General features: G+C 73.1%; 9 protein-coding genes. 5 read left to right on the top strand and 4 right to left on the bottom strand.

Annotation, left to right across the window (positions count from 1 at the left end):
- Positions 1-27 precede the first annotated feature (27 nt).
- Positions 28-1,155 carry an acyl-CoA dehydrogenase family protein gene (locus Q7X29_RS28635; RefSeq protein ID WP_218716240.1) on the bottom strand — a complete coding sequence of 376 codons (1,128 nt, stop codon included), beginning with the start codon at positions 1,153-1,155 and terminating at the stop codon, positions 28-30.
- A 9-nt stretch (positions 1,156-1,164) separates the two neighbouring features.
- A complete protein-coding gene (locus Q7X29_RS28640; protein ID WP_218716239.1) occupies positions 1,165-2,337 on the bottom strand; it encodes an acyl-CoA dehydrogenase family protein in 1,173 nt (390 codons plus the stop codon).
- Positions 2,338-2,534: 197 nt separating this feature from the next.
- On the opposite strand from Q7X29_RS28640, the gene Q7X29_RS28645 reads away from it, so the two are divergent.
- Positions 2,535-3,371 (top strand): hypothetical protein, encoded by an 837-nt coding sequence (locus Q7X29_RS28645; RefSeq protein ID WP_218716238.1) that lies wholly within the window; start codon positions 2,535-2,537, stop codon positions 3,369-3,371.
- Positions 3,372-3,469: 98 nt separating this feature from the next.
- Here Q7X29_RS28645 and Q7X29_RS28650 read toward each other — a convergent pair whose 3' ends face one another.
- The gene (locus Q7X29_RS28650) at positions 3,470-4,381 is read right to left on the bottom strand and encodes a Vgb family protein (RefSeq protein ID WP_218716237.1); all 912 of its coding nucleotides are present in this window, start codon (positions 4,379-4,381) and stop codon (positions 3,470-3,472) included.
- Positions 4,382-4,560: 179 nt separating this feature from the next.
- On the opposite strand from Q7X29_RS28650, the gene Q7X29_RS28655 reads away from it, so the two are divergent.
- The 4 genes from Q7X29_RS28655 to Q7X29_RS28670 are packed head-to-tail and all read left to right on the top strand — an operon-like array spanning position 4,561 to position 7,595.
- On the top strand, positions 4,561-5,157 hold the full coding sequence (locus tag Q7X29_RS28655) for an alpha/beta hydrolase (RefSeq protein WP_316575917.1): 597 nt from the start codon (positions 4,561-4,563) through the stop codon (positions 5,155-5,157).
- On the top strand, positions 5,154-5,564 hold the full coding sequence (locus Q7X29_RS28660; protein ID WP_316575918.1) for a hypothetical protein: 411 nt from the start codon (positions 5,154-5,156) through the stop codon (positions 5,562-5,564). Before Q7X29_RS28655 ends, Q7X29_RS28660 begins: the two co-directional genes overlap by 4 nt.
- Entirely contained in the window at positions 5,557-6,894 is a 1,338-nt protein-coding gene (locus tag Q7X29_RS28665) for a hypothetical protein (protein ID WP_316575919.1), read from the top strand. The genes Q7X29_RS28660 and Q7X29_RS28665 overlap by 8 nt, the downstream gene beginning before the upstream one ends.
- Positions 6,891-7,595: an ESX secretion-associated protein EspG gene (locus tag Q7X29_RS28670; RefSeq protein WP_218719954.1), complete on the top strand. Its 705-nt coding sequence runs from the start codon at positions 6,891-6,893 to the stop codon at positions 7,593-7,595. Before Q7X29_RS28665 ends, Q7X29_RS28670 begins: the two co-directional genes overlap by 4 nt.
- Positions 7,596-7,644: 49 nt before the next feature.
- On the opposite strand, the gene Q7X29_RS28675 is transcribed toward Q7X29_RS28670, so the two are convergent.
- A complete protein-coding gene (locus Q7X29_RS28675; protein WP_316576362.1) occupies positions 7,645-11,391 on the bottom strand; it encodes a DEAD/DEAH box helicase in 3,747 nt (1,248 codons plus the stop codon).
- Positions 11,392-11,467 lie beyond the last annotated feature (76 nt).

Genomic DNA, 11,467 nt, shown 5'->3' on the forward strand with positions numbered 1-11,467 from the left:
GGGGCACGCACCGTCGCGGTCGACGCGCTACAGCTCCGGCAGGTCGTAGCCGCCGACCCGGTCGGCCAGAATCCGCCGATGTTCCAGCGCCCCACCGAGCGTCTGCCCGATCGCGGTGAGCCGGGCGACGTAGTGGCTCACCGGATACTCCGCCGTGACGCCGATGCCGCCGTGCATCTGGATCGCCTCCTGCCCGATATGTTCGGCCGACTTGCCGACCTGCAACCGCGCCCGTGAGGCCACCACCGGATCGTTGCCGCCATCGGCCAGCGCCGCCGTCGCGAACAGGCTCATGCTGCGGGCCAGCTCGAGGGAGACGTAGCAGTCGGCGGCGCGCTGGGTCAGCGTCTGGAACTTCGACAGCGTGACGCCGAACTGCTTGCGGGTCTTGAGGTACTCGGTGGTCAGGGTCAGCGCGATCTCCATCGCCCCGACCGATTCCGCGCACAGCGCCGCCTGCGCGTACCCCTGCACCAGCGCGATCTGCTCGGCCGCGTCGACGGTGTCGCCCAACAGCTCACCGGCGGCGCCGTCGAAATCGAACTGCGCGCCGCGCCTGCCGTCGAAGGTGCGGTAGGCGCGCTTGGTTACCCCGGTCCCGGCCGGGTCCACCAGGAACAGGCCGGTGCCGCCGCCGGGCAGCACCGCGCTGACGATCAGCTCGTCGGCGACATCGCCACGCAGCACCGGGTTCTTGACGCCGGTCAGGGTGTAGCCGTCGCCCTGCGCGGTGGCGGCCGTGGTGATCTCGGTCGAGGGCCAGCGCTGACCGGGCTCGGCGTGGGCGAAGGCCAGCAGCTTCTCCCCCGCGGCGAGCGCGGGCAGCAGCCGACCACGCTGCTCGGCGCTGCCGGTCAGCTTCAGCAGCTCCGCCGGGATCACCACCGCGTCGAGCACCGGTTCCGGGGCGAGCGCGCGACCGAGCTCCTCCTGCACCAGCATCACCTCGACCGGGCTCGCGCCGACGCCGCCGTCGTCCTCGTCGATGGTCAGGCCGAGCACGCCCAGATCGGCGAGCTGCTTCCACACCGTGCGGTTCCAGCCGGGGTCGGTCTCGCCCGCCTTCGCCAGCGCCTCGCCGTCGTAGAACCGGTGCAGCAGTTCGCGCACGGTGTCGCGCAGCATCGTCTGTTCTTCGGTGAGTTCGAGATCCATGTCAGCGCCTCACAATCCGAGGATCGTGGAGGACACGATCGAGCGCTGGACCTCGCTCGAGCCTCCGTAGATGGTGACCTTGCGGTAGTTCAGATAGCCGGGGCCGGTGTGCTGGGCCCAGGCGGGCGAGGCGATGCCCTCGGCGTCGACCGGAAGCGCGTCGGCGCCGGCGATGTCGAGCAGCAGTTCGGTGGCCGCCTGCTGGAGCTCCGAACCGCGCAGCTTCAGCACCGAGGAGGCCGGATTCGGTTTGCCGTCGGCGGAATTGGAGACCACCCGCAGCTGGGTGAGTTCCAGGGCGAGCAGCTCGTTCTCCAGCTCGGCCACCCTGGCCGCGAACACCGGGTCCTCGAGCAGCGTGCCGTGGCCGGTCCTGGTCTGGCGCGCATAGTCTTTCGCGAGCCCGATCTTGACCTTGGTCTTGCCGACACCGGTGATGCTGGTGCGCTCGTTGCCGAGCAGGAACTTGGCGTAGGTCCAGCCCTGGTTCTCCTCGCCGACCAGCTGATCGGCGGGCACCCGGACGTTTTCGAAGAAGACCTCGTTCACCTCGTAGCTGCCGTCGATCAGCTTGATCGGGCGCATGGTGACACCGGGCGATTTCACGTCGAAGAGCAGGAAGGAGATACCCGCCTGCTTCTTGGGCGCGTTCGGGTCGGTGCGCACCAGGCAGAAGATCCAGTCGGCGTACTGGCCGAGCGTGGTCCAGATCTTCTGGCCGTTGACGATGTAGGAATCGCCGTCGCGGACCGCGGTGGTGCGCAGCGAAGCCAGGTCGGACCCGGCGTCGGGCTCGGAGAAGCCCTGGCACCACCAGATGTCGAGCGCCGCGGTCGGCGGCAGGAAGCGCTGCTTGAGCTCCTCGGACCCGAACTGGGCGATCACCGGGCCGACCATCGAGGCGTTGAAGGTCAGTGGCTCGGGGACCGAGGCCAGCTGCATCTCGTCGAGCCACAGATGGCGCTGCATCGGCGTCCAGTCCTTGCCGCCCCAGGCCACCGGCCAGTTCGGCACGGCCAGGCCGTGGTCGTTGAGGATCTTGTTCGCGGTGACGATGTCGTCGCGGGACAGCTCGTGGCCGTACTTGACGCGGTCACGGATCTCGACCGGAATCTCGGTCTTGTAGAAATGCCGGAGCTCGTCGCGGAAGGCGACCTCATCAGAGGAAAGGGCTAACTTCATCCGGGTCTCCCAGCGTGGTTGGTAGCCGTCGAGAAAAACCTACCCCCGAGTAAACGCCAGTGTCGACTACATCACACCCGCCCGTGTTCAGCGCCCGTGGCGCCGCACCCGCCGGTGGCTCGGCGACCCCACCGTCGACCTGGTACGTTGCCAGACGAGCCGGGGAACCGGCCTCGAACATCCACGAGGAGTCACGGGTGAACGGCAGATCCATCGCAGGCAGGGCAGCGGCGGTCACCGCGGCGAGCATCGGCGCGCTGGCACTGCTGGCCACGACCGCCGGCGCGACCCCCACCCCGCTCGACGAGGGCATCACCCACCTGTCCGAGATCGCGGGCGAGGACACCGCCGCGCAGGCGGGCGTCCGCGCGCTCGACAGCTTCACCGAGATCGTCGGCAGCGACCGGCTGCGCGACATCTCCGCGCAGTTCATCCCCTTCAGCTACGCGGCGCCGACCTTCGGCTGCGGCAGCAACGGCCCGATCACCACGATCATCGCCGCCGCCACCTTCGAGGGCCCCGGCCCACGCACCGAGACCAGCATGGCCCCCGGCGACATCCGGTTCAGCGCCAGCCCGCGGCACACCGGCTTCGCGCTGGCGTCCGGCCTGAGCGTGGCCTGGGTGAATGTGAACACCGGCCAGAGCGGCATCGTCCCGCTCGACGACCAGACCGAGTTCCAGCTGCCGTCGCTGGCCAAGACCGTGCACAGTGGCGCGGGCACCGTGATCGCGTCGATGTGGGGCACCATCGACTACCCGGGCGCGCGCTGCGTGATGACGCCGACCGTCGGCACGTTCGTCGTCCCGGATCTGCCGGTCCAGGCCACCGAGGCGCCCGCGGCGCCGCCCGCGCCCGAACCGCAGGCCACCAGCCCCGGCTCGGGTGAGTCGTCCTCGGGTGCGCCGAGGTCGCAGGCGCCCGCCCCGGAGACCCCCGCTCCCGCCCCGGCTCCCGCACCCGCCGAAGCACCGCGGACCACGCCGGCGCCCGCGCCGCAGAACCCGCCGTCCGCGCTCACCGTGGGCGGCTGATTTCCCCACAACGACCCCGACTCGTCGTGGCGGTGGATTCCGCGCGGCGACACGTGGGGAGCCTTGGGCGTCAACAGGTATGGTGCCGCCGGTTCGGTTCAGCCCAGCGGACGGATGCGGAGCACGGTCCCTTCCTCGGAACCGGCCAGCAGTGCCGTGGGATCGGCGGGGTCGGCGACGACCGCGGTCAGCGGCTGGGTCGCGAGAACGGTGCAGGTGGCGCCCGTCCTGGGATCGACGCGGACGAGGTGTCCGGCCAGCGTGGTGACGTAGAGCGCGCCGTCGCGGACGACCAGGTCGTCGACGAAATCGGGCAGGGTGCCGAAGGACGTCAGGTCGGCGACCGTGACGCTGTCGGCGGGATTGGAGCGCGACAGCCGCAGGACCCGGCCGACCGGCGCGCCACCGGTGGCGACGAAGTTTGCGGTGACATAGACCGAATCACCGGCCACGACAACACCGTTGGGCCCGTCGACCTTCACCGCGGCCCACCACTCCATGTCCTCGCTGCCGTCGCGGCGCAGCCGGTGCACGCCGTTGCCCGCGGTGACATAGAGGTTGCCGTCGGCGTCGAAGGCGGCGCCGTTGGGCTGGGTGAAGCCGGTGGCGAACGGGGTCGGCACCGGAGTCGCGGCCTCGGGGTCGAAACGGACGATCCCGCCCGCACCCGACAGCGGCGAGTTCCCGGTGACCACGTAGAGCAACCCGTCGGGGCCGAGGCGGACAGCGCCGGGCGATGGCACCGCGACGGTGGCGGTCAGTCTGCCCTCGCGGTCGTAACGCTGCACCTCACCGCGCATGACCCGGGCGACCCACAGGTTCCCCGCGCCGTCGAGGCCGAAGTTCTCCGACCAGTCCAGCAGCGGCACGCTCGAGCGGATCGCGACGTCCTGGCCCGCCCGGCCGCACTCGGCCACCGGCGCCGCGCCCGCGGTGCCCGTGCCGAGCGAGGCGGTGGTCACGACGGCCGCGCCGACGACAACGTGGGCGACGCAACGGCGGAACGACATGGCAGACCTCGACTCTGTTGACCCAGCTCGACGCGCGAAAGTCTAACGGCTACCAACCGGTAGTGGGGTGTCCACACTGCGCAACCGATCGCGCCGGTACCACGCATCGTGCACAACGCCGGTCCGCGCGCACGGCTCCTGTAGCGCACAACAATTCGTCCGGCCGTCATAATCGGTCGGTGCCCTACTTCGACAGCGCCCGTGGCCGGCTGCACTACCGACGGTGGCCGGTGCGGCGTGTCGCCGCGACGCTGGTGCTGTTGCCCGGCACCGGCCAGCACAGCGGGCACTATCACCGCTTCGCCGATCTGCTGCGCCCCGGCGGAATCGAGCTGTGGACGCTGGACACCGCGGGCCAGGGCCTGAGCGAGGGCGATCCGGCCGCGCCCGGCACCGTCGCCGAACTCGCCGCCGGGCTGCTCGCCGAGGTCGCCGCGGCGGGCGTCGCGGCGCCGGTGCTCATGGGCCATTCGCTGGGCGCGGTCACCGCGCTCGCCGTCGCCGCCGAACGCCCCGGCGACCTGGCCGGGTTGGTCGTCTGCGGCACCCCGCGCCGGGCCACCGAGATCGCGCCGGACCCGCGTCTGGCGGTGCTGGCGGTGCACGGCGCCGACGACCGGCGGGCGCCGATCGATGCGGTCCGGCTATGGACAGCACGGCACGGATCGGTAGATTTGCGCGAGTACGCCGACGCGGGACACGACCTGTTGCACGAACCGGTGCAGCAGCGCGTGGCGTCCGATATCGCGCAGTGGGTGCTCACCATGGCGCGATGAACGACGAAGGGGGAACGGTGCAACCGAATCGAACAGGCCTGCCGGATACGGCGGCACTCGGCCGGGCCGTGGACGACGGTGGGCTGTGGATCGACGGCCTGCTCGTCGCCGACGGCGCGCCGGAGCGTTGCGCCCAGCGCTACGAGCGCCTGGCCGACGCGGTCGACGCCCAGCTGCTGGTCCTCGGCGGGGCGGAGGTGATCCCCGGCTTCGGCGGGCTGGCCTCGGGTGCCGCGCTGCGCAGCGGATTCGAGACCAAGGCGGCCGACGCGCTCACCCAGCTGCGCGCCTACGCGAGCACCGCGCGGGCGCTGGCCGCCGTCTTCCGGGCCGCGGGGACGGCCTATCAGGACAGCGATCAGGCGCTGGCCGCGTCGATCGCGAAGCAGGAGCCCGACCATGCGTAGCATCTCCGGCCGCGTGCCCGGCACCGATCCCGACTACGCCGCCGTCGTCGAGGTGTTCGACAACCTCTCGCACGCCGAGATCCATCAGGCCGTCCAACAGCTCGATCCGGCGGCGCTGTCCGCCGCGGGCGAGTTGTTCCTGACCACCTCGACCGCGCTCGGTGACGAGGTCGAGAACGCGCACGGCGAGATCGGCGCGGCCATCGCCGACGGCTGGCGCGGCGGTGCCGCCCAGCGGGCGATCGACGCGGTGCGCGACTTCGAGCAGGCGGGCAGGCGGATCGCCGACGTGCTGACCGCGGTCGGGGTCCGGCTCGGCCAGGCAGGCGATGCCGCCGAGTCGGTGCGCGCCGCGATCGCCGAACCCGATGCCGCCCAACCGGATCCGGCGGCCGCGCTGCTCGATTCCCAGCAGGCCACCGACAACGCCGCGATCGTGCGGCGGGCCGAGAACGCCCGGCTCGACGCGGTGCGGGCGATGGAGACGATCTACGGCGGCGCTTTCGTGCCGACCGGGTCGGGGGTGCCGTCGTTTCCCGAGCTCACCACCGAACCCGGGGCAGGCGATCCCACCGTCGCCTCGACCGGCCTCGCCGGGCGCGCACCGTCCGCCGCCGCGCCCGGCGTGTCGGCCGTGGCCGCCACGTCCGAGCCCGCCGCCGTCGACGGGATCGCCGCGGGGGCGGTCGGCGCCGGGAGCGGCACGACCGCGGCCTTCGTGCACACCGGCGGCGGAAGCGGTACGCAGACAGTCGCTTCCGCGTCCGCGACGACGACCACCGCGGCGGGCGCCCAGGGCGTGCCTGCCGCACCGGCGACCGTCGGCGCCGCCGGCACCGTGGCGGCCGGACCGACCTCTGCCGTTCCGGTGACGCCCGCCGGGTACCTGTCCTCGGTCGACCCGCGCGCCCGCCGCCGGTCCGCCGCGGGCCGGTCGGACGACGAGACCTCCACCGCCGCAACACCGGACGGCCCCACACCGGACGACGAGGCCACCAGCACCGCCTCGAGCACCGATACTGCCTCGGCGTCCACCGAGGGCCGCCAGGACGCCGTCGCGGCGAGTGGCGACGCGACGGCGGGCATGACCGCCGGCGCCATCGGCGGCCTGCTGGGCGGGGCCATGGTGGCCTCCGACACGACCCGGCCGCCCGCGGGCCCGCGCCCGCCGGTCACGCCGGACGACGACGAGGAAGACGACGACGAGTTCCTGCGCTTCCTCGACGAGGAGCCGACCTACCTGGAACCCGCCGACGAAGTGAATGCCCTGATCGGCAAGATGGAGCCGACCAGTCCCGCCGTGCTCGGTGAGTGGACCGAGCGGGGGTGAACTGGCACCTCACGCCGGACCAGTTCGCGCTGGCCTGGGCGCGCACCGACGGCGACCGGATCCCGTATCCGCTCGCCGTGCGCGCCTCGGCCAGGGACACCGCCGAACGCGCCGCCGCCCAGCCCGCGCTGGACGCCTGGTGCGCCTCGACCCTCGACGCCGACCTGTCGGCGGCACTGCGGGTGCTGGCCGAGCCGGAGATCCGGGTCGAGGTGTGCGGACGGGTGAGCGCGCCGGTCCGGATGCTCGGCGCCGTCACCAACGACGTGGCCGTGCTGGCCGTGCAGGAACCGGGCCGCACCGAGGACCGGGGCGGCTCGATACACGTCCAGGTCGGCAGCACACGGCGTTTCGCCGCCCAGGTGTTCGCGCGGATGCCCGTCGGCAAGACCGGCACCGGCCCGCCGCTGTCGGCGCTCACCGCCCGCGTCGTCGAGGACAGTCGCGACCTGGTCACCGCGCCCGTGGCCGGACCGTCCGACGCGGCCCGCGTCCGGCGCCTGCTGCAACGGCCCCGTGCGGGCATCGGGCAGATCCTGGTGGCCGCCGGCGACGAAGTCACCCCGGCGGGCGTGCTGTCCTGGATCGATGTCACCGGCGACGGCCGCTACCTGGTGCACACCGCCCATCGCGTCGACATCGCCCCCGCCACACCGGAACTCGCCGCCGACTGGCTGCGCCGGCTTCTGCGCAGCGCCTAGAGCGACGGCCCGCGCGGGTCCGGCCGATCCGCCACCGCCGCGCGGCAGATCAGTCCAGCCGGAGGAATTCGGCGAGGGCCGTCAGCTCCTCCGGGGTGTCCGGGAGGTACTCGGTGAGCAGTGGCGAGCGGATGACGATCGCCTTCCACATGGCACGGCACAGCGTCGCGTGGATCACGGTGCGCGACAGCAGCGCTCGCATGCCGAACGGGGCGTCGGCGGGTGTCGAGGTGGTCATCGAGAGCAGGACGACGGCGGCTTCCCGGCCACGGAACCGGTCCGGTGTGCCGACCAGCACATCCTCGATCTTGGCGCGCGCCAACAGGGTTCGGATGCGGGCCACCTGCGCGGCGTAGGGCGCGACGACGAACACGTCGTGCGGGTGCAGCTTGCGGGCCCGCCCACCCGAGGTCCAGGTCTCGCCGAGCAGGGCGCGCACACGGCGCACCACCTCGCGGGCCTCGGCGTCGGATTCGGTGGCACTGCCGCGATGTTCGACGAGCACGGTGCTCACGCCCGGCGCGATCCCGGCCAGATCGCGGGCCAGGGTGATGGTCTCGCTGGCCCGCAGCCTGCCGTCGTAGCAGCTCGCCGACACCGGCTCACAGACCGCGGGGTGCATCCGCCAGGTGCGGTCGAGGAAGTAGCCGCGCTCGGCGGGCAGGGTGGCCGCGCCCTCGCACAGCCAATCCAGCGCCGAGACCTGCACCGGTTCGGGATGGGCGGCCTGGGCCCGCGCGGGCACCGGGTCACCGATCAGCAGCAGATTGCGCGCGCTCACCGCGACGGCGACGGTGTCGGCCAGCGAGCTGGCGCCCGCGTCGGCGATCACCAGCAGGTCCAGCGCGCCGGGCGCGATCAACGTCTCGTCGACGAAATCGGCGGTGGTGCCCCCGATCACGCAGCCGTTGACGGCGTTGTCGAGGAAGCGCGGATACCGCTCGGCGTCGATCGCCGACCATTCCGGACCGACCGAGGCGACGTCCTTCTTGGCCACCAGCTCGGGCAGCAACCCGGCCTCCACGACGGCGTCGAAGATCCGCTCGATCACCGCGTGCGACTGCGCGACGACGCCGATCCGCCACTTGTGCCGGGTGACGAGCCGTTCGATCGCGCGGCCCGTGGTGCCGGTCTTGCCGGTGCCGGGCGGGCCGTGCACGGCCAGGTAGGAGGCGTCCAGCGCGCCGACCGCGTTCGCCAGGGCCGCGGCGATGTCGCCGTGGACCTGGGGCAGGTCCAGCCCGTCGCGCAGGCGGGGCGCGCGGCGCAGCAGCAGGTCGTAGACGGCGTTCTCGGGCACCTCGGGCAGGGTCACCAGCAGGTCCTGCGCGATGAACTCCAGTGCCGCTTCGATTTCGGCTTCGCCGTCGGGCGGGCCGGGGGCGATGGCGGCGGGCAGGTCGTCGTAGGGCGGGCAGCCCGCGGGCAGCAATTCCTCGAGGCGGACGGTGTCGTCGAAGTTGGGGTCTACGGCGCAGCCGAGCACGGTCGCCGTGGCGGTGGCGCGGCGGCCGAGGGTCTGGGTCATCCCGGCCGCGGCGGCGCCGTCGTAGATGGTGACCATCTGGGTGCCGGGCGTGAGCGTCGCGCCGGTGCCGAGTCTGCCGGTGAGCGTCAGGTAGCGGCGCATCGTCGGAAGTTGCGGTGTGCGATGCCATTTGGTGTCGACGGTGCCCCACTCCGCGACGAGCACGCCGGGCGCGTCGGCCCATTCGCCGACGGGGTGGCCGAGCCGGTCGATGTGGGCCCACCAGCGCGGCTGCCGTTCGCGACGGTGGTAGCCGAGGATCGCGGCGGTCAGCGCCGCCGCGCGGGCGGCGTCGCCGTCGGCGGCCGCGGCGAACTCGGTGAGCGCGGCCTCGAGCGACCCCGGCCGTAGCGACGGCGGTACGTCGGCCTCGGCGACCGCGAACCGGGTACCCGGCACCGTCACCCCGGCCTCGGCGGCCCGGGCCAGCAGCCAGTCCCGCAGCGCGAGAACCGTTGTCGCCCGGCTCTCCACGGCCGGGAACAGCCCGGCCAGCCCCGCGATGTCGTAGGACCGCTCGCCGATCAGCAGCGCGGTGCGCACGATGGGCGCGAGATCGAACAGCGCGCCGTCGGCCAGCAACTCGTCGAGCAGGTCGGCCCCGGTCCCGACGCGGCCCGCCCAGTCCAGCAGCGCGGTCCGGACGGCCGAACCGTAGTGGTACACGCGCACCTCCGGGTCGATCGCCCGGTGCTCGCCGATGATGTCGAGCAGTTCGTCGAGCACGGCGGCGGCCGACGCGCGATCATCTGCCGCCACATCGCGGCGTGTGGAGGCGCCGTGCGCGAAAAATGATGCCTCGGCCGCACTCCGGCCGCCCACGGCCGCGGACAGGTCGGCGGCGGGCACCGCGCTGCGGTAGACGACCGACATCGCGTCGGACAGTTCCACGGCGGTGACGGCGCCGTGCTGGTCCACGTCGACGATCAGCGCGAGATCGCCGTGGCCGGGGGCGGGCAGGGCGCCCAGGGCGGCGGCGTCGCGCAGGGCGAAGGTGGGTTCGCCGGTGCGCTCGCGCTCGAGCTGGATCTCGGCCTGGCGGCGCAGGGCGGTCACGGTGCGTGGGGCGAGGCCGGCGATCGGGGTGGTCGTGGTGGCGAGGCGGTCGATCGTGAGGACGCCCGCCTCGCGGAGCCGGGCGCGCTGGGTCGGGCGGATTCCCGCCACCAGCAACAGGTCCCGGGCGGTGGACGCGGCGACCCGGCAGGTCGCGCAGCGTCCGCACGCGAGATAGCGGGGATCGCCCCACTGGACCGGTAGCAGTTCGGTCAGCTTCTCCTCGACGATGCGCTCCACCCGCGCCCGGCGGGCGGGATACACGCGCGCGAGCTCGTCGGTACGGGTGCGCTGCGCACCGGCCGCGGCCCACAGATACGCCGACGGGTCGACCCCGATCCCCGCCTCGGCGAGCACGGCGGCGCAGGCCGCGAACGCGAGCCGCGCCCGCAACGCCTCCCACGCCTCGTCGACCTCGGCCACCGTCGCCGAGGCGGTGGCCCGTTCGAAGGGCGTACGGCCCGCGACCAATTCGCGCCGCAACGCCCGGAAGTCCGCCGACGCCGGGGTAACCGGCGCCGTACCGACGACCACGGGCGCGGGCTCCGTCGCGTCGAGGTCGGTCGTTGACGCCGCCCACTCCGCATCGGCGTCCGGCCGATCGGGCCCGACGTTGTCCGATGCGGGCACGACGTAATCCGACGCGGGTCCGACGTAATCCGACGCGGGTCCGACGTGGTCCGACCCGGGACCGACGCCGGCCGACACAAGACCGACGCCGTCCGCCCCGGGACCGACGCCGTCCGACACGGATACGGCGTAATCCGACGCGGGGCGGAAGCGCAGCGTGGCGGGCAGCCCGACCGACGCGGACCCGACGGCGATGTGTGGCGTGTAGCGCCCGGTGTCGGGGTCGCGGATCAACAGGTCGACGCCGCAGGCGAATCGGCCGTCGAAGAAGACCGCGCCGAGAATGGCGGGCGCGCCGTCGCGCAGGGCGGCCGCGGTGAGGTCGGCGGCCGCGGTGAGGGCGGCGATCCGGGCGGCCGGGCTCGCGCCGGGAACCTCGGGCGACGGAACGCGGATCAGGCCGTCGCCGAAGTGCCGCAGCAACTCCGGCGCCACCTCGGCGGCGCGCACGACGGGGACGGCGGCGTCCGGCACGCCGGGGAGGTTGCCGATGGCCGCGTCGAGGGCGCGAAGCAGCGCGAACTCACAGCCCGCCGCGCGCACGAGATCGCCGACGGCACCGATCACCCGATCACCGGACACGAACAAACGCGGCCCTCCTGTGTTCACGCACACCCGACGGCAAACACCTTAACCAGCGCCGCGGGCGACCAGGGCG

Origin of the sequence: Nocardia canadensis (assembly GCF_032656385.1) — a bacterium.
In the GTDB taxonomy this organism is placed as follows: Bacteria; Actinomycetota; Actinomycetes; order Mycobacteriales; family Mycobacteriaceae; genus Nocardia; species Nocardia canadensis.